14 protein-coding genes and 1 tRNA gene are annotated in these 18,566 nt (G+C 55.5%); 8 read left to right on the plus strand and 7 right to left on the minus strand.

Annotated elements, in window-relative coordinates:
* Positions 1-279 precede the first annotated feature (279 nt).
* Positions 280-353 (plus strand) — tRNA-Arg (locus ABGT65_RS01555).
* Between the two features lie 234 nt (positions 354-587).
* On the opposite strand, the gene ABGT65_RS01560 is transcribed toward ABGT65_RS01555, so the two are convergent.
* The 7 genes from ABGT65_RS01560 to ABGT65_RS01590 all read right to left on the minus strand — a co-directional run bounded on the left by ABGT65_RS01560 (position 588) and on the right by ABGT65_RS01590 (position 8,729).
* Positions 588-1,814 carry a BamA/TamA family outer membrane protein gene (locus ABGT65_RS01560; protein ID WP_346699454.1) on the minus strand — a complete coding sequence of 409 codons (1,227 nt, stop codon included), beginning with the start codon at positions 1,812-1,814 and terminating at the stop codon, positions 588-590.
* Positions 1,811-2,920 carry a sulfotransferase gene (locus ABGT65_RS01565; protein WP_346699455.1) on the minus strand — a complete coding sequence of 370 codons (1,110 nt, stop codon included), beginning with the start codon at positions 2,918-2,920 and terminating at the stop codon, positions 1,811-1,813. Before ABGT65_RS01565 ends, ABGT65_RS01560 begins: the two co-directional genes overlap by 4 nt.
* 9 nt (positions 2,921-2,929) lie before the next feature.
* Positions 2,930-4,369 (minus strand): sulfate adenylyltransferase subunit CysN, encoded by a 1,440-nt coding sequence (gene cysN, locus ABGT65_RS01570; protein WP_346699456.1) that lies wholly within the window; start codon positions 4,367-4,369, stop codon positions 2,930-2,932.
* 12 nt (positions 4,370-4,381) lie between these two features.
* Positions 4,382-5,290 carry a sulfate adenylyltransferase subunit CysD gene (gene cysD, locus ABGT65_RS01575; RefSeq protein WP_346699457.1) on the minus strand — a complete coding sequence of 303 codons (909 nt, stop codon included), beginning with the start codon at positions 5,288-5,290 and terminating at the stop codon, positions 4,382-4,384.
* A 1-nt stretch (position 5,291) separates the two neighbouring features.
* Positions 5,292-5,939 (minus strand): adenylyl-sulfate kinase, encoded by a 648-nt coding sequence (gene cysC, locus ABGT65_RS01580; protein ID WP_346699458.1) that lies wholly within the window; start codon positions 5,937-5,939, stop codon positions 5,292-5,294.
* A 12-nt stretch (positions 5,940-5,951) separates the two neighbouring features.
* Positions 5,952-7,514: an SLC13 family permease gene (locus ABGT65_RS01585; RefSeq protein ID WP_346699459.1), complete on the minus strand. Its 1,563-nt coding sequence runs from the start codon at positions 7,512-7,514 to the stop codon at positions 5,952-5,954.
* A 111-nt stretch (positions 7,515-7,625) separates the two neighbouring features.
* Complete coding sequence (locus ABGT65_RS01590) at positions 7,626-8,729, minus strand: IS4-like element ISBf13 family transposase (RefSeq protein WP_032528339.1); 1,104 nt, start codon at positions 8,727-8,729, stop codon at positions 7,626-7,628.
* A 356-nt stretch (positions 8,730-9,085) separates the two neighbouring features.
* Between ABGT65_RS01590 and ABGT65_RS01595 the strand changes: the two genes are divergently transcribed.
* From ABGT65_RS01595 to ABGT65_RS01625, 7 genes are all read left to right on the plus strand, one after another.
* Positions 9,086-9,709 carry a DUF4840 domain-containing protein gene (locus ABGT65_RS01595; protein ID WP_346699460.1) on the plus strand — a complete coding sequence of 208 codons (624 nt, stop codon included), beginning with the start codon at positions 9,086-9,088 and terminating at the stop codon, positions 9,707-9,709.
* 1,488 nt (positions 9,710-11,197) lie between these two features.
* Positions 11,198-12,295 (plus strand): DUF3575 domain-containing protein, encoded by a 1,098-nt coding sequence (locus ABGT65_RS01600; RefSeq protein ID WP_346699461.1) that lies wholly within the window; start codon positions 11,198-11,200, stop codon positions 12,293-12,295.
* Positions 12,292-13,332, plus strand: coding sequence for a DUF5119 domain-containing protein (locus ABGT65_RS01605; protein ID WP_346699462.1), 1,041 nt, complete (start codon positions 12,292-12,294; stop codon positions 13,330-13,332). Before ABGT65_RS01600 ends, ABGT65_RS01605 begins: the two co-directional genes overlap by 4 nt.
* A 153-nt stretch (positions 13,333-13,485) precedes the next feature.
* Positions 13,486-14,514, plus strand: coding sequence for a fimbrillin family protein (locus tag ABGT65_RS01610; RefSeq protein WP_346699463.1), 1,029 nt, complete (start codon positions 13,486-13,488; stop codon positions 14,512-14,514).
* A 99-nt stretch (positions 14,515-14,613) separates the two neighbouring features.
* Positions 14,614-15,549, plus strand: coding sequence for a fimbrillin family protein (locus tag ABGT65_RS01615; protein WP_346699464.1), 936 nt, complete (start codon positions 14,614-14,616; stop codon positions 15,547-15,549).
* A 14-nt stretch (positions 15,550-15,563) separates the two neighbouring features.
* Positions 15,564-16,751 carry a fimbrillin family protein gene (locus tag ABGT65_RS01620; protein ID WP_346699465.1) on the plus strand — a complete coding sequence of 396 codons (1,188 nt, stop codon included), beginning with the start codon at positions 15,564-15,566 and terminating at the stop codon, positions 16,749-16,751.
* Positions 16,752-16,773: 22 nt separating this feature from the next.
* Entirely contained in the window at positions 16,774-18,561 is a 1,788-nt protein-coding gene (locus tag ABGT65_RS01625) for a hypothetical protein (protein ID WP_346699466.1), read from the plus strand.
* Positions 18,562-18,566 lie beyond the last annotated feature (5 nt).

The raw sequence follows: 18,566 nt of genomic DNA on the forward strand, positions 1-18,566 counted from the left end.
TACTAAAAGGGACACCCCGAAAACAAATTGTGGTAATCCAATTTCAAAGAACAGACTTCGTAAGAGGCAAATAAGTCTTTTTGCGAGGTCTGTCTCTTTCTTACTTAATCATACCTTCTCAATTCACTTATTGTTTAACCAACATTGGATTTACTCGATTGTGTAAACCAACGTGTAAACCGATAGAAACAGCCGCACAGGAAACGGGCGACTGCCGACCGAAGCAACTCTTGTAACTATCTGTCAGTCAACCTACATTTGCACTCGCAATCAAGGAAAGGCGCCGTAGCTTAATTGAATAGAGCATCTGACTACGGATCAGAAGGTTACAGGTTTGAGTCCTGTCGGCGTCACAAGGAAAGAGGGTCTGAAAAGGCTCTCTTTCTTGCGTTTAGGGAGGTTGCCCATCCGTGCGGCAACCTTTTCTCCATAAAAGTTTTATGTCTTTAATTCCGCCAACGGGTAATATAACCTATACATCACCGTATAGGCATGGTTATATAATCGATCGGACTTATTGTCAATAATACTAATACACCTCTTGAAGAAACCATAAAAGGCGTCTCCGAGTTTGGGAACAATAAAAATCAGAAAGCTTCGGTCATATTCATATAGAAAAGCACGCCTTTCTGTCCTGGCTCTCGCCCAATGTCCATTCGGAAGTTTTTCTTCGGTTGTACCTGGATACGGAGGCCTGCTCCGTAGTTCCATTTCCATCGGGTCCATTTCGTTGGATTTTCTCCGATGGTTCCGGTACCGCCCCATACCACGAATCCAAGTTTCGACCAGAAGGAGCCTTTACGGTACGATTCCTCGCTTCCGAACATATGTCGGTACTCCACGATTCCGTACGCCATCGATTTATCCCGGTATTTTCCCCAATAGTATCCACGCAGGTCGAACGGAGAGCCGAACATCGGAAGTTCGGTAAAAGGGATGTCGCCAAATCCCATTTGCGTTCGCGCTGTCCACCCCAACACGCTGCGACGATTGAAAAGAGGAACAAAATGCCGATACTCGAGATCGAGCAACTGATAGTTGTAGGTACTGCCCAATGGTTTGAGATAGAAGGTTCCCATGGCACTAAGCAGGAGACCCTGTGAAGGAGTTGCAATGTCATCGCGGGTATCATACTGAACGATTGCACCTGCACCGACACCGGTATAACGGGACTTGTATTTTGTAAAATAGGGATCGGAAGCCATTACCGGATTAATATCGGTCGAGGAAGAATGGTTCAGGTCAATCAAGGTTCCCAAATAGAGCGAGGGCCGGACTTCCCACACAAAACGCGGATGGAACTGAAATGCCTGTTTATGGAATTCAGTCGTGTTTTCTCCCTTTCGAGTGTGTTCAATCGCGTTGTACCCAACTCCGTAGTAGTTGCTCGGCTCATCGCGGAACGAATACTTGAGGTAGATGCGGAATCGGTTCTGTCTCATAAACAAAGCGCCGGTGCCGCTGACTACAATCGTGCCGTTGAGCGACAAATTGAATCCAACAGGCAGATATGATCGTTGTGATACCGAATCCGCCCTGTTTATCCGGAATGATGTCAGCATTGCACCGCCAATTCCGAACGATGCTTCAGGGGTATAGGACGGTCCACCGAGAACGGAGATCCAGAGATTTTTACGCTGCCGGATCGAATCACGGCGCATCTGCCGTAATTCGGACTTCGATCTGCAAGTCCCCATTACCGGTCTGTCGACGCTGCTGTCAGTACGAATCGAATCCTGATTTTGAGCCGCGCTGTGGATTGCGAACACACATAGCATCGATGTCAGTAGAGACCGGAAGCGAGCTGCAATCATAGCCGATACCCCCACTGTTTCACGGCTTCGCCCCAATACCGCTCGACTGTCAGCGTCGTTTGCAGGTCGAAGACGTATTCCTTCTTGCGGAATGCGCGCTGCGAGGCCAGATAGTGTTCCATGGCCGGACGTACCCGATTGAAATCGCCCAGCGACAGCCGGTCGTAGATCTGCCCGACGATCGGAAGCGGATCGGCCTCCAACTCCTCGAAGCGAACCTCGAAAAGCTGTCCTTCGGGAATCAGCTTCTTGTCGCGCTCGTAGCATTCGTACAGCGCCCGGTAGTTGAGCAGGATCTCGCGCTCGAGCTCCTCGGCCGGGATCGTCTGCATGCGTACCGCCTCAAGCGTCGAACGGAAAAAGTTACGCGTCGATTCGTAGACGACATACGGATTGCGCACCAGATAGATGAACTTCGCGCGCGGATAGCGCTTCAGCAGCATCCCGACACGTCCCGTGTGGGGCGGGTTTTTGCTCAGGAACTGCCGCTTGCCCGAGACGTACAGCGCAATGCGCATCACCTTGTCCTGCGCTGCGAGAAACTCCTCGCGTTCCTGCTCCGTGGCGGAGGCGAAGGTGAGGAACCGGTCGCGGTATTCGGCCATACGGCGTGGGAACATCCAGAAGTGGTAGTGCGAACACGGCGTCATGTTGCTCAGCGCGAACTCCTCCTCCTGCGGGAGGTCCGCACCCAGCTTCATCGAGTCCGTAGGCCGCGACGACGGCATCACGGCCGCCATGCACCGTTTGAAAAAGGGGCGTCCCCACAGCATCAGGTGCGGGAAGACGGTCTGGTAGGTCGAGCAGTAGCCGAACCGGTCGTCGCACGACAAGAGGTTGTGTGCATAGGTCGTGCCGCTGCGCCAGTGGCCGATGATGAAGACCGGGTCCTCCACCTCCGGCATGGCAGGCAGCGCGGCATAGCGCCGTTCGTTGATCCCGAAGAAGGGGTCGAGCAGCTGCCGGACGTGTTTCGTCAGCCGGTATTTGCTGCGGTAGGCCTCGTCGATCTCCGCTCCGCGTGTCACGGTCTCGAAGGTCCTCCGGTCGGCGCCGACAAGCGTGTTGACCGGCAGGTCGTTGAATTTCAGGTTGAGAATGCCCATGACGGTACCTTATTTACGGATGGTCTTGATGTCGATGCCCGTCTGTTCGCGGAGCAGCCGGCAGAAGTCGGCGATCGCGGCGTCGTGCTCGGGTCCGATCGCACTTCCCGAAAGATTGACGGTAATGCGCTCCGCGGCGTCCCCGTCCGGAGCGGCGTCGGCGTCGGGTGCGACGATCATACCCACGGCCGACGTGAAGTTTGTCACGGGGTCGATCAGGATGAAGGCCCCCGTCTGCCGGTTTTCGCGGTAGCTGTCGAAGAGCAGCGGGGCGTCGGTCACGAGCGACACCAGCGCGATTTCGTTGAGTTTCATGCCGTCGGCCTCGACCGTCTCGCCGACGTTGATCTCCACGCGGTGGTGGATCGCCTCGACATGGGCACGGGTCGTGTGGGTCGTATGCTTGAGGTAGAAGGCTTTCGAGCGGTCGAGCGGGTGCTCGTCCATCCAGACCATCATGGCGCGGAAACGGTGCCCGACATGCGGCAGCGAATCGGGGTGTACGAGCATCTCGCCGCGCGAGAGGTCGATTTCGTCTTCGAGCGTGAGCGTCACGGATTGCGGGGCGAACGCTTCTTCGAGGTCGCCGTCGTAGGTGACGATGCGGGCGATGTGCGACGTGCGGCCCGAGGGGAGCGCGACGACCGGATCGCCGCGGCGCACGATGCCGGATGCGATCTTGCCGCTGTACCCGCGGAAGTCGGCATCGGGACGCAGCACGTACTGCACCGGGAACCGGAAGTCGTGCAGGTTGATGTCGAGGTCGATCGGGACGGTTTCGAGGAAGTTCAGCAGCGAGGGTCCCGTGTACCAGGGCATGCGGGGGCTGGGGTCGACGACGTTGTCGCCTTCGAGCGCCGAGAGCGGGATACATTGCAGGTCGGGGATGTCGAGGTGCTGTGCCTCGATCCAGGCCCGGTATTCGCCGACGATCTCGCGGAACCGTGCCTCGGAGTAGTCGACGAGGTCCATTTTGTTTACGGCCAATACGATGTGGCGGATCCCGAGCAGCGAGACCAGGTAGCTGTGGCGGCGTGTCTGCGTAATGACGCCCGTGCGGGCGTCGACCAGAATGATGGCCAGATTGGCCGTCGAGCCGCCGGTGATCATGTTGCGCGTGTACTGTTCGTGTCCCGGGGTGTCGGCGATGATGAACTTGCGGCGATTGGTGGCGAAGTAGCGGTAGGCGACGTCGATGGTGATTCCCTGTTCGCGTTCGGCTTTCAGGCCGTCGCACAGCAGGGCATAGTCGATATGGTCGCCGGCATTGCCACAGCGTTTGCTGTCGCGCTCGAGGGCGTCGAGCTGGTCTTCGTAGAGCTTCTTGCTGTCGAAGAGCAGCCGGCCGATGAGCGTCGACTTTCCGTCGTCGACCGATCCGGCGGTCAAAAAGCGCAGCAGGTCCTTGCGTTCGTCCTGTGCGAGAAATTCCTCTATGTTGCGTGCCATGCTGATTCCCGGTTAAAAATATCCTTCTCGTTTTTTCTGCTCCATGCTGCCCTCCTGGTCGAAGTCGATCACGCGGGTCGTGCGTTCGGAGCGTGTCGTGATCATCATCTCCTCGATGATCTTCTCGATGGTGTCGGCTTCGCTCTCGATGGCGCCCGTCAGCGGGTAGCAGCCCAGCGTCCGGAAGCGCACCTTGCGCATCGTGGCCTTGCGCCGCAGCTCCTCGGGCATGCGGTCGTCGTCGACCATGATCAGGTTGCCGTTGACCTCGACCACCGGGCGCTCCTTGGCGAAATAGAGCGGCACGATGGGAATGCGCTCCTGGCGGATGTACTGCCAGACGTCGAGCTCCGTCCAGTTCGAGAGCGGAAAGACGCGGATGCTCTCGCCCTCGTGTACGCGCGTATTATAGATGTCCCACAGCTCGGGACGCTGGTTCTTGGGATCCCACTGCTGGAACTCGTTGCGGAACGAGAAGATGCGCTCCTTGGCGCGGCTCTTCTCCTCGTCACGCCGCGCACCGCCGAATGCCGCGTCGAACTTGTGCTTGCGCAGGGCCATCAGCAGGGCCTGGGTCTTCATCAGGTCGGTGTGTACGCGGCTGCCGTGGGTGAAGGGCCCGACGCCCGCTTCGTAGGCCTCCTTGTTGTATTCGACGATCAGGTCCCAGTTGTACTTTTTGGCATAGGTGTCCCGAAATTCGATCATTTCGCGGAATTTCCACTTCGAGTCGATGTGCATCAGCGGGAAGGGGACCTTGCCGGGGTAAAAGGCCTTTTCGGCCAGCCGGACCATCACCGACGAATCCTTGCCGATGGAGTAGAGCATGACGGGGTTGCGGAACTCGGCCGCAACCTCGCGGATGATGTGTATGGCTTCGGCTTCGAGCGTTTTGAGATGGCTCAACTGATACTCTTTCATATTATTTTTCGGTTCTGATGTTGCCGATCCGGTCGGCATCCGATGGTATTTTTTTGTTCTGTGAGATCCGCGGCAGAAGCTCCTGCAGCATCTGCGCGACGCACTCTCCGGAGCTGCGCCCCGAGGTGTCGATGCGCAGCTCCGGCCGCTCGGGCTCCTCGAAGGGGGCCGAGATGCCCGTAAAGTCGCGGATCTCTCCCCGCCGGGCCTTGGCGTAGAGGCCCTTCACGTCGCGGCGCTCACACTCCCCGAGGGGCGTTGCCACGTACACCTCGCAGAAATCCTCCGTGCCGACGATCTCCCGGGCCATGCGGCGCAGTTCGCGCGTCGGGCTTACGAAGCATGCCAGCACCACGACGCCCGTGTCGACGAAGAGGCGGCAAACCTCCGCTACGCGGCGAATGTTCTCCCGGCGGTCGGCTTCGGAGAATCCCAGCCCGGCATTGATGCCGCAGCGGACGTTGTCGCCGTCGAGGATCCGGCAAAGGATGCCGCGGGCCGAGAGTTCGCGTTCGAGGGCGATTGCCAGGGTGCTTTTGCCCGAGCCGGAGAGTCCCGTGAACCAGACGACGGCGCCGCGGTGTCCGAGCAGTCGCTCCTTGTCCGTTCGGGATTCCATGCGGTCGAAGATTGGATGAATGTTTTCCATGGAGCAAAGGGGTTAGGCGGCTACAGCCTCGAAGGGCCAGAACAGCGGGATGAGCGTCATCGACACGACGAATGCGATGATGTTCAGCGGCAATCCGATCCGCACAAAGTCGCGGAACCGGTAGTTTCCGATGCCCTGCACGATCATGTTGGTCTGGTAGCCGATCGGCGAGGAGAAGCTGCACGATGCGGCGATGCAGATCGCAACGAAGAAAGGCATGGGATCCATGCCGAGCTGAGCGGCGGCCGACAAAGCCACGGGAAAGGCGAATGCCGCCGCGGCATTGTTGGTGATGAATTCGGTGATGAGGTTGGTTGTGATATAGAGTACGGCCAGCACGATCCACGGCGATGCGACGCCCGAGAGCCCCGTGAGTCCGGCGGCGATCCAGTCGGCAAGGCCCGAGTTGACCATGGCACGGCTGATGGCCAGCGCCGAGGCGATCGTGATGAGGATGTCCCACGAGATGAATTTCGTGTATTTCTTGGCCGGGAAGATACCGAAGCAGGCCATCAGCACCGCTACGATGCAAACCCAGAAGAACATGTCGAGCGTTCGGCCCGGAATCAGATCCGCCATGAAGGGCATGCTTCCGAACGTGGCCCCGGCGATCATGATGACCAACAGCCCCAGGGCCAGCCACTTCTTCCAGCGCGGGCAGGCGGGACGATGCTCCGAACCATTGCTCAACATCAGGAAGACGCGCGATTCGCCCCATGTCTCGATGAACGATCCGTCGGTATCGAGCACCAGCGTGTCTCCGGCCCGGAATACGGCTTTGTCGAGCTCCTCGATCTCCACGCCGTTGCGTCTTACGGCCCGGATTTCGGCTCCGTAATGGCTCTTGAAGTCGAATTCGCCGAACGGGTGGTTGATACCCGGGAAGCGGGGGCCCAAAACGGCTTCGACCAGGTGAGTCGGCTCCTCGTTACGGGCCGTCTCTTCATTGGGTGTATCCCCGGGCAGGCGCTTGTCGCCGAAGAAAATCAGATACAACCCTCCGACAAGGGCGATGCACCCTCCGACCTTCCCCAATTCGAACATCGTGAATCCCTCGAATCCGGCGTCCAGCATCATGCCGTGCACGACCAGATTGGTCGACGTACCTATCAGCGTGCACATGCCGCCCAAAATGGCTGCGTAGGAGAGCGGTATGAGGAATTTTCGTACGGCGAGTCCCGATTTCCGGGCCCACTGCTTGATAATCGGGATGAAAACCACCACGACGGGGGTGTTGTTCAGAAAGGCCGATACCGAAACGATCGACGGCAGGATGCGCAGATATCCCTTGCGTACGGACATACCGCGTTGGGCGGGCAACAGCCATTTGACCAGATGTCCCAGCGCGTCGCTGCGACGGACACCCTCACTGATCAGGAACAGTAACCCGACAGTAATCATGCCTTCGTTGGCGAATCCTGCAAGGGCTTCCTGGGGCGACAGAATACCCGTACACATGAAAAACACCACGCCCGAGAACAGCACGAAGCCGGGCCTGAGCCAGTCGGCAATCAGCGCTCCCAACATCAGGCAAAGACCAGCGAAGACGATCCAAATGTCAGGAAAATTTATCATTATATCTTTGTTTCGAGAGCAAAAATATTATTTTTCCTGTTCTAATCAAAATAATACCAGCACGGCTTCAGTCTTAAATTTCCCGGCTTCAGTCTTTTTTGTATTTTTTACCTAAGTACATGACAAAAATTTGAATACATCAAATTTCGGGACATAAATTGGTCGAAAAAGCACGTTGGAGATTTCCTCCAAGCCGTACTTTACTAAAGATTTGGCTTTACGTCCATGTTTCAATGTCTTTATAGGCTTTACGTTTTCATCTTTATGTTCCCCAACGAGATACGCCCATACAAGAGCAATACAAACCATTGCCAGAAGTCTTGCAATCCGCTCTGTGTCGCGCAAATGCGTGTCTTCGATATTGAATCCGGAGGATTTCATAGCCCGGAATGCGGTCTCGATCTCCCATCGCCTTTTATAAGTGTCGACACCCTTTTCCGGGCGTTTGAAGCAGATGAGGATCTGAAGTTCAGGCACACCGTCGGAGTTCTTGATTCGGCTTCCGGCAAGATAAACGTACTCACCTTTGTGCAGGAAAAGCTTGTAATAAAATCTTTCCTGCCCCACTTTCAGGGAATTGAAGAGCCACCATGCACGGATTCTTTCCCCTGTGGAAGGCTTGACAAGCCAGAAATTCTGCCGGATCCGGATATAATATCGTATATGATTGCGGTTGAGCCAACCGATCCAATCCTTGCCGACAAACTCCCGGTCGGCAACAAGAGAGTCGATGCATTCGGAGCCGAACAGCCGGACAAATCGTTCAACGATTGCCTTGCGTTCCTTCCAATTGGAGTTCCCTTTCTTAGGCAGAAGGCTGAACATCAATGGGAATGCAATCCCCTTGTATGCCACGCCGAGCATGAGGATGTTGATGTTGAAATCACCGAACTTCCAGTTTGTACGGTCCATGCTCAGCACCAGCCCTGTCTTGACGGGAAGCAGAGAGTATATCATCTGCGCCACAAGGTCAAAGTTGAGGGCGTACTTGGCTATGAATCTTTGAATGCGGCGAAGGTTGGAGTCCCTTTCAACAGAGGTTGGCATTGCCGCCGCGAGTTTATGGAGGCTTACGGTCTGTACTACACACAGGGCATGGAGCATGAAAGCCATAAACTTTATGCGGGCCAGATTCATCGATTTCCCAAAATGTTCTTGCATCATCGGAAGGATTTGGTTAACTTTGCCCAAGTCCTTAAAGTCAGTTGTCTTCATACGAAAAAGCGGGCAAACTTTTCTTTAAAGATACTGATTCTTAGGGACTTTTGCAAATATAAACAACTAATAATTAGGCATATAACAACATAATTTATATTTTGTCATCTACTAAAATTTTTTACAACAAAATTGGGCCTTGCCTTTGATGATCGATAGAGGAGAAAGGGGCCAAACACAAGAACAGAAATGATGCTTCGAGCGGTTATTATCCTGTCAAGATCTAAAAATGAAATGGTTAGATTAATCAAGTTTTATTATTCTTATTTGCGCATGCAGTATTTTTAAATTTCTTCATTTATAAAAACGAAAGCTTTCAAATGAAAACGGATTGTCAAACAAATTTTATTGTTAAAATGAGACGTGTTTTTTTGAAAAACTGGATGGTAGCGGCTCTCTTCGCTGCAGTTAGCTGTGGAATGGTGGCATGCGACGATGATGACGACAATGGGGGAACGACTCCGCCGCCGACCGAACCCGATATTACGGCTGTTTGCGGTGAATATACCGGAACGATGGCTATCGTTGACGTTGTTGCACCCGTAAGTGACGACGGGACTGATGAACCTGCCGGAACATCGGTCGATGCTACGGTGACGAACGAGGCGATCGAGTTTGCCAATTTCCCGGTCCGCGATCTGATCGTCAAGATCCTCGGAACCGAGGATGGGGTCGACGAGATCATTGCGGCAATCGGCCAGATTGACTACAACGTGCCCTATACGGCCCAGATAAGTGAAGATAAGGCCTCCGTAGCCATGACCCTCAAGCCCGAAGTGCTGAAACTGACGCTACCCGGCAGTGGGGAAGAGGATCCTGGAACCGAAATTGAGGTGACCATCGAAGCGACGGATGGGACCTACACGCTGGAGTCGAAGGCACTCGAATTCGGGCTCGCTGTAGCGGGTGTGAAGGTGGCAGGCGTCGATCTTCCGGGTTTCGAATCGTTCTCGCTGGATTTCGACCTTGCAAAAAAATAGATCCGGTCGGTATCACCGACTACAACAAAGCCTCCGGAACCCTCCGGAGGCTTTGTTACATTGTCTTCACCTTTTTGAGAGTGGTTGTGTTTAGATGGAGTTCACCAATACACTCCACGGAATTGCAGCCCCAGTACGGAAGACTTGTGCGATCCTTACCATCCATTCGAGTAGCTGTTACATACGCAAGGCCGGTTACGCGTTCGATGGTTATACATGAAAGACTTTGCTGATGGCATTTTCCATGTTTTCGGTTGTCTCCTGATCAGCGGCAGCGTAACCTCACATACCATCAAGCGGTATTGCGTGTAAATTTATCGACCTCAGCTATTTAACCAGGCCTTAATACGCTCAGTCGCTCCTTGGAAACAGGAATCCGTTCCGGACAGGACGGTTCCGTATGCACAACTACCCCCCCCCTCTGGAAATAGGGTTCTATTTTGCGGATCGCTTTAACATTGACAATCACCTGCCGATTGGCCCGAAAAAAAGAATTTGGGGTCGAGCTCATCGGTCAAGGTATCCAATCGCAAGTTAAGCACGTATGAACGGTTGTCGCCGGTTATCAACTGAGTCGTTTTGTTGTGCATATAGGAGAAAAACCACTGGACTTCCAGAAAAACAAGAAAAAGCGTAACTTTGAACCGAGGATAGCACGGACAAATTCAGACAAAGGAAGACAGTCTGCTGTGACTAAATTATGGTCTACGCAATTAACAATCAGATCAATAGTTTTATTATTAGAGATCTAAGCTAATATATCCCGCTCCCAGCGGGTTCACCGGAAGTCCGGCGGTCGGAAGACTGCCGGATATTTTTTGTTTGCGGAGACAGGGCAAGGCAGGAGGCACTCACCTTCGGCAGCCCCCTCTCCGAAACCCCGAACCGTCCTGCAGACAACATCGGCAGCCCGGGGATCCGACTCTTCTTTCAACAAACCTTTCCGCTTATTTTCACAACCTTTTATATCATTTTTAAAATAAAAAAACAATTTTATTTAAATAAAAATTGCCAACTATACAAATATTAACTATTTTTGCCGTCACAAAACAACTCCGAAGTCCAATACTTTGCCCGAGAGTCGAAACATTGTTTCCCGGGTTGTGCAGATGGATATTGAACGGCTCAGTATTCCCGGAGAATAACACCGAAACTGTCTTATGCGGATTGATACATCAGTCATACGTGCCTGTAGTGTGCTTGCCATGCCCGGTTGCGGGCTGGGCATCATCCGTTTATCCGACCGGGGGGGGGAAATTTCACTGAGACGGTCTATGCGGATTAACACCTCGGTCATACTTGCCTGTATGATGTGCCTGTTATGCCCGGTTACGGGCCGGGCATCATCCGTTTATCCGAACGGAGGGGGGGGGGAATTTTACTGAAACGGAATCTCCCGATTCATCATGCGTTGTCGACAGATTCGCCCTCTATTACTGGAGAGACAGAATCGACCTCGACGAAGCGTATCTCGACAACAAGCGGCAAATGGAGCGGATCCGGCTCTATCTTGCCAATTCACCGCAGATCGACAGCATCACCATCTATGCCTACGCCTCTCCCGAAGGCGTCTATGAACACAACGTCTGGCTCGCGGAAAAACGGGCCGAGGCCGCAAAACGCTTCGTCCTGGCCCACATCCCCCAGGAGCGCAACTTCAATCCGGAGCGGATCCGGCTCTGCCCCATGGAGGAAAACTGGACCGGACTGGCCGAAGAACTCGAAGCCAACTACCACCGGAACGACCGCGAAAAAGTCCTTGCCATACTCCGGGCTCCCGTCCGCAACGACACCAAAAAATGGAGACTCCAGCAACTCGACAACGGATATACCTATAAGTATATCATCCGCAGGCACATGCCCAGGCTGCGTCTGGCAACCTGGATCTGCATCTGGCAGAAGCCCTATCAGGAACCGGTAGGGAAAGAGGCGGCTTTCGCCGTATCCGAACCCGAACCGAGCCCCCTGACACCGCTGCACGTCGAGCCGCTGCACATCGAAAGCCCCCGGGAGAAAAAAACCATCCTCGCCCTGAAGACCAATCTGCTCTACGATGCGGTCACGGCCCTGAATTTCGCCGCCGAGGTCCCCTTCAACGAAAAGTTCTCGATTCTCTACGAGCACCATTGCCCCTGGTGGCTTTCGAACAGCAACCGGTTCTGTCTGCAGTATCTCTCCTTCGGAGGCGAATTCCGGTGGTGGTTCAAACCCAAAACCAGGCCCGAATCCGCCCGCAGGGTACAGCGCGACGCGCTGGTCGGACACTTCCTCGGGCTCTACGGCATGGGCGGGAAGTTCGACCTGCAGGCCAACCGGACCTTCTGCTATCAGGGCGAATTCTTCAGCGCAGGCCTCACATACGGCTATTCGATGCCCATTGCCAAGCGGCTCAATCTCGAATTTTCCATCTCGGCCGGATATGCCCGGATCCCATACAGACACTACACCCCCACGTCCGACTGGGAGATCCTCATCCGAGATCGCAACAAAACCGGCGTCTGGCACTATTTCGGTCCCACCAAGATCGAAGTAGCCCTCAGTGTGCCCCTGCTCATCCGGAAAAAAGCGAAAGGAGGTAGCCGATGAAACGTGTAACGAAGTGGTTTTTCCTGGCCGCGACACTGACGGTTACGGCAATCCTGGCCACGCGATGCGAGCGCCGCCCGCTGGTCGAGGCCGGGAACACGCACTACGTCCGGGTATATCTCGACGAAGAGATCAAAAACGTGACGACCGGATTCTACGACTCGTCGCTCCCCACGCCCGAATACGCGACGCCCGACGTGCTTCGCGTGGTGCTCTACGACCAGAAAAACAACAGGACCGCCGCAGAGCGGTACCTGAGGAACCGGAATACCGACGCCCGGGGCACCTACTTCGACGGATACATCATCGCCGAACCCGGAGACTACCGGCTCCTGAGCTACAATTTCGGAACGGAATCGACGGTCATCGACCAGAGCCACATCTATGACGGGGCCATGGCCTACACCAACGAGATCTCTTCGGTGCTGAAGAACTCCCTCTCCGTGCGTGCCGACGACGAGGAACGGATCGTGTACGTCCCCGACCATCTGTTCGTCGACCGCAACGAAACGCTCCATCTCGATTACGGGCCCGATATTGATACGCTGCAAAATTCCGCCGGAGACCACTTCACGGCCGGGAGCATCGTCCTCTCCTACTATCTTCAGATCCGGGTCAAGGGGGCCGAATGGATCTCGTCGGCCGTAGGGCTGCTCTCCGGGATGGCCGGGTCGGCCATGCTGCATGACGGCAGCGGACGTTCCGAGGACCCCGTTACGCTCTATTTCGAGATGCAGCGCGGCGGCATGGATTCCGACGAGCCCTTTATCTACGCCACCTTCCACACCTTCGGGAAGCTCCCCGACCGGAACAACAGCCTCGCCGTCACCTTCGATGTGCGGACCACCGACGGCAGGGCGCTGACCACAACCCTCGACATCACGGACGAGTTCTCCAAACCGAACGCCATCGATCACCAATGGATCCTGCTCGACGAGGTGCTCGTCATACCCGAACCGCCCCAAGATTCCAACGGAGACGGGTTCACGCCCGAGGTGGGCGACTGGGAGGATATTCAAATAGACATCATCATCTGACATTCAACCGCCAATAAACAACAAACGGAAAACGAAATTTTTTAACTCATTCAAACTTATTAAATCTCAAGTCACATGAAACGAATTCTGCTTTTTGCAACTGTTGCCGGTGCAGCACTTGCCAGTTGCGTCAAAAACGAAAGTGAAAGCGGTATGACTGCATCGGATTCGAAGATCTCCTTCGAAGCACCTGTCGTAGGTACCACAACCCGTGCCCAAGTCGGTGAGATCGGCGATGTATATCCGACCGAAGAGAGCTTCAAGGTCTGGGGCTGGTACCACGAAGGGGACTACACGACCTTCGAAGATCAGGACAACGGCTGGAAGAACTACATGACCGATACTGACGGGAACCCCGTCGTGGTGGAATATGACGGAAGGAGCAGCTGGGATTCGGAAACGGACTACTACTGGCCTAAAACCGGTAAACTGACCTTCGCCGCCTACTCTCCCGCGGATGCCGTAGGTACCTACACGCACACGGACGAAGGTCTGCAGATCACTGGCTTTACGGTAGCGGCTGTCGGTGGTGCACAGTATGACCTGATGTACAGCGACCGTGCCTACAACCGCACCTCGTCGACTGATCAATACACCGGGACCGCTTCGCACGACTATGATGGTGTTGACATTGTTTTCCACCACGCCCTTTCGTCGATCGTCTTCAAGGTGGGAACCGATACCGACTACACGAATGCCGACAACACCTTCAAGATCAAGAACATTACCATCAAGAACGTGTACGGTGCCGGTATCTTCAACGAGGGGCTGACCGACGGGGACGGCTCCAAAACTCGCATTCCGGCATGGACCCCTACGGGAGAGCCCAACAACGAGTACGTGGCCTTCTCAGGTGACTTCACCGTACCCAATGACGGAACGACTGAAGAGCCGGTCGATACTTCGACCGATCCTAACGCCGAACCTACCGATCTGATCCTGCTCCCGCAGTCGTTAAATAGTGATACTCCCGTCATCGAGATTGTCTACACGTACGGTACGGAGGCTTCGGGCGAAATCCAACACACGGTCGAATACAAACTCAACCAAACAGACGACAAAGAATGGAAGCCCAACAAGCGCTATACCTACAACATCATCTTCGGGTTGAACAAGATCTACTTCGAGCCGATTGTCGAAGCTTGGGATGATGTAGAAGTAACTACAGACTTCGAGATCTAATAATCACTCTCTAAAACCGCCCGCGGAGGCGATTCCAACTCCGCATCTTGCCTGCGGACGGGGTGATACCCGCCGCAGGCCCTAAAATGACCTGACAGCATGAAAAAAACGTTTTATCGAATCCTCCTCACAGCCGCGATCCTCCCGACCGTCGGCCCCGGTTGCGTGAACGAGGAACGCGAGCACCACGACCCCGTCGTGCCGCTCGCCTTCGAACCCGTCATGCACGCTCAGGTCCGCGCCGGGGAGACCCCCGACAACACCGGCGACACCGGCAACAACTCGTTCGGCGTCAGCGCCTGGACCCTCGACCGGAACGAGACCTGGAGCACCGGGTCCGAAAACGCCGAACCGTTCCTCGACCGGGAAAAACTGCTCCGCGACGGCGTTTTCTGGTATCCCGAATCGAAACCCGACTGGCCCCCCTATCAATACAACCTCGCCTGCATCGGATTCGCACCCTTCGATGCCGCCGCCCGATGCGACAACTCCCAGGGAGTCGTCTTCGACGATGTAGACACCTCGACCGACCCCGGCGACCTGCGCTATACCCTGCTGCAGGCCAATCTGTCCAAAAACCGGAACGGAGGCGTCATCTCGCTCCCGATGATCCCCGCCCTCTGCGAAGTCAGCTTCCGCGTGAGAGGCGTCTCCGAGTATGAAACCGCCCGGATCTACGTCCGCAGCATCTCGCTCGAAAACGTCAAACTGAAAGGCAGTTTCCACTCGCTGCCGAACCCCTCCTGGGACCTCCAGAACCTCACGGGAGAAATCAATTTCTTCGAGGGCGACTGGCCGGTCGACTATTCGCCCCAGGAGATCGGCGAAACCCGCCGGATCATCCCCCAGGATCTGGATGCCTCGCTGCGAATCGCCTACGATGTCGTCGCCCCGTCGCAGGACCGAATCCCCGAGGAAGTGTTCGGACTGGAGATCAAACGGTCGCTCTCGGCCGGGCACCAATATACCTTCACGCTGGCCGTCAGCACCTCCGGCGTCGAGGTCATTCAGGAAAATCCCTCTCAAATCGACTAACATCCGAAAACCGTATGATTCGAATATCCAAATACCTGATTCCGTTGCTGGCAGCCACAGCCTGGGGCTGCAACGACCCTGATCGTACGGATGGACCGGCTCCCGCGGCCGGGAACAGCCCCATCAGATGGGATGTCGCCAGCGTGACATCCCCCGGAACCCCAAGCCGCTCGCTCGTCGGACCCGCCCCCGAAGAGGGCCAGACCCCCGACTGGATCACCCTCGAACAGGCCTGCACCCCCACAGCCGCGGGCGGCAAAGGGCTGGCTATCGGCATCTGGGCCGACTATACCTACGAGGATCTCCAGGGTGACGAAATCACCATAAAAAACCTCTTCAGCGGAACCCGGCTCATCTATGCCAATAAAACGAACGGGAACCCCTACAGCTACTGGAACTACGAAGGCGAAGACCTCTACTGGTACATCGGCGGCAGGTACAAGTTCCGCGCCTTCTTCCCCCAGAAGATCAGCGAAAACGTCATCTCGTCGACCAGCGCCACCACCTTCGTGATCGAATACCCCACGCACAACCTCCAGGAAGACCTCCTGCTCGCCTACAACGCCGTCGATACAACCAATCCCCAGGTCGACCTCAGCAAACCCGTCGGCCTGCACTTCAGCCACGGACTGGCCGCCATCCGCTTTATTATCAAGGCCAACTTCGCAACCGAAGACAAACTCACTTCGTGCTACTTCCAGAACGCCGATACGCGCGACTTCGCAACCTCCGGCATGTTGGCCTACGGCTCCGAGACCGAAACCAAAAGCATCTCCTGGAGCCTGGGATACTACCCTCCCGTCACCGAGAAGATCTACTACTGGCAAAACTCCGGAATCACGTTCTCGACCGACGAACACGGATCGACAACCTCGGCAACCGCATACTCCGCTACGGGAACAACCAACGGGGACCTCTTCACCGGAAACAACGGATGGGTGCTGATCCTCCCGCAGGCGTCGCCGGGCAGTCTGAAATTCTGCTTCACGACCCAGAGCGGCGGTGATGCCGTCTTCACGGTGACCATCCCGCAGGTGACCGAACGCATCGACAACGGCGACGGAACATTCACCGAAAGCACGGAGTACCTCCCCGGAAAACGATATACCTACACGGTGTCCATCAGCAAAACCGACCTTGAGCTGACCCTGACGGTCGCCGACTGGAACGAACGCGAATCCTCGCACAGCATCATCTTCTGACAACGACTTAACCGAAGCCATCATGTACGGTAATCTCAATAAATGGTTCTTCCCTGCAATGCTTCTGGCAACACTCTACGGCTGTCAGAAGAGCGACCTCGTCACCCAAAAAGAGACGCAGGATGTGAGGGAACCGGCCAGTCTCGTGCTGACAACGGATTTTTCGGCCCTGATCACCGCCGGTGAAGGCACCCGCGCCAACATCGATCCCGTCGACAATACCATCCAACACGTCACGCTCTTCCTGATCGACTACCTCGACGACCGGCTCGTCGCCTACCGGCACATCTGCCCCGACCCCAACGGCCCTCTCCATGCCTATGACGATACCGACGACCAAAACGGGTTCGTCAATGAGGCAACCGGAGAGATCGACCCGTCTCTCATCTCGGGAAAAACCATCCGCGTCACGTTCGACTACAACAACACGAAGAACGGATTGGCTGAAAAACTCACCCGCGGAACCTACGTGCTGCTCGCGGCGGCAAACTACTCGGAGTCGGACAAATTCGGCGATCTGGGAATCGCCACGGAGATCAAAAGCCTGCTCGACCTCTTCGACGGAAACTCGGCAGTCGGTATCAGTAATTTCAAGGACAACCACAGCGACTTCTATAACCTGGCACTGGAAATCCCCGAGGTAACGGAGAACGGGACAACCTACGACCCCTATATCCGCCCGGGCGATGTCTCGATCCCGCTGTGCACCACCCAGTACCTCCATCTGATTTCGGGTGTGAACCGCTACAACGCCGAACTCAAGCGCACCTGTGCCCGGATGCGGATCGACGTGTGCAACTACAGCGAATTGCCGCTGACAATCAATAGCCTGGAGTTCAGCTCGAACTTCACCCAATCGAACTGCTACCTCTTCTCCCGGCTGGACCGCTTCGAGAACTACGAGATCGAGAACAACTACCGGGGAAAGGGGGCTCCGGTCTCCGACAGCGGGAATGCCCTCACGCCGTTCACCCCCGGCACGGTGGAGCAGGGGACGACAACCGTTTTCGACGGCCTGATCTACGAAAGCTACGACCCGGACAACAACTACACCTACACGATCGACGTCGGCTATACGGGAGAGGGCGACATCACGCGCTATGAACTCGCCAACAACGGGCAGCCCGTTTCGTCGTTGAGCGACGTGCAGAGCATGGGGCCCTATTTTCTGATCAGGCACAGAAATGGCGGTTACCTCTACGTACAAAATGACCAGCCGTATGCCACCACGGGCACCAGTCCGTCGCCCCAGACGATCCTCGACAACTGCAAGGAGAACAACGACTATTACAATTACGTCTGGGAACTCGAATATGCTTCCACCGGGAACTACTACCTGCGGAACGTGCAGACAGAGGATTACATCGGGCGGATCACTTCGATCGACGGGACCCGACTGTCCATGGTCGGCAAGGAGAGCCAGTACACGGCGGCCGACACCTTCAAAGTGTTGAGCATCACATCCAACAACCAGACCTATTTCGTCTTCCGCTCGAATAATTACTATCCGACGGCCTATATCAATGTCTGGCAAGGGACCAGCAATAACATTGCGGCTTATAGTAGCCCCGACACCGGATCGCAGTTCTTGCTCTATCCGGTCACTCGGGTCACTGGACTGAAAAGCCGTCAGGAGGTCGTGCTGCGGACCATCGACAAGACGAGCGGCGTGGTAAGCGACGTCCACGAAATCCAACGCAACGACTACATCCACGTCCTCGTCGAGGTGTCGTACAACCCCGACAAGGGCGACTTCGAATTCGTCGTCAATGACTGGGAAAAAGGCGGCGGCGAGATAACCTTCAACTGATGCCG

The organism is uncultured Alistipes sp., assembly GCF_963931675.1.
Classification (GTDB): Bacteria; Bacteroidota; Bacteroidia; order Bacteroidales; family Rikenellaceae; genus Alistipes.

Coding starts and splice junctions, on each gene's coding strand:
- ABGT65_RS01560 (WP_346699454.1), bottom strand. CDS start 1,814: ATGATTGCAGCTCGCTTCCGGTCTCTACTGACATCGATGCTATGTGTG.
- cysD (WP_346699457.1), bottom strand. CDS start 5,290: ATGAAAGAGTATCAGTTGAGCCATCTCAAAACGCTCGAAGCCGAAGCC.
- cysC (WP_346699458.1), bottom strand. CDS start 5,939: ATGGAAAACATTCATCCAATCTTCGACCGCATGGAATCCCGAACGGAC.
- ABGT65_RS01615 (WP_346699464.1), top strand. CDS start 14,614: ATGAAAAAAACGTTTTATCGAATCCTCCTCACAGCCGCGATCCTCCCG.
- cysN (WP_346699456.1), bottom strand. CDS start 4,369: ATGGCACGCAACATAGAGGAATTTCTCGCACAGGACGAACGCAAGGAC.
- ABGT65_RS01600 (WP_346699461.1), top strand. CDS start 11,198: ATGGAGCGGATCCGGCTCTATCTTGCCAATTCACCGCAGATCGACAGC.
- ABGT65_RS01585 (WP_346699459.1), bottom strand. CDS start 7,514: ATGATAAATTTTCCTGACATTTGGATCGTCTTCGCTGGTCTTTGCCTG.
- ABGT65_RS01565 (WP_346699455.1), bottom strand. CDS start 2,920: ATGGGCATTCTCAACCTGAAATTCAACGACCTGCCGGTCAACACGCTT.
- ABGT65_RS01590 (WP_032528339.1), bottom strand. CDS start 8,729: ATGAAGACAACTGACTTTAAGGACTTGGGCAAAGTTAACCAAATCCTT.
- ABGT65_RS01605 (WP_346699462.1), top strand. CDS start 12,292: ATGAAACGTGTAACGAAGTGGTTTTTCCTGGCCGCGACACTGACGGTT.
- ABGT65_RS01595 (WP_346699460.1), top strand. CDS start 9,086: ATGAGACGTGTTTTTTTGAAAAACTGGATGGTAGCGGCTCTCTTCGCT.
- ABGT65_RS01625 (WP_346699466.1), top strand. CDS start 16,774: ATGTACGGTAATCTCAATAAATGGTTCTTCCCTGCAATGCTTCTGGCA.
- ABGT65_RS01620 (WP_346699465.1), top strand. CDS start 15,564: ATGATTCGAATATCCAAATACCTGATTCCGTTGCTGGCAGCCACAGCC.
- ABGT65_RS01610 (WP_346699463.1), top strand. CDS start 13,486: ATGACTGCATCGGATTCGAAGATCTCCTTCGAAGCACCTGTCGTAGGT.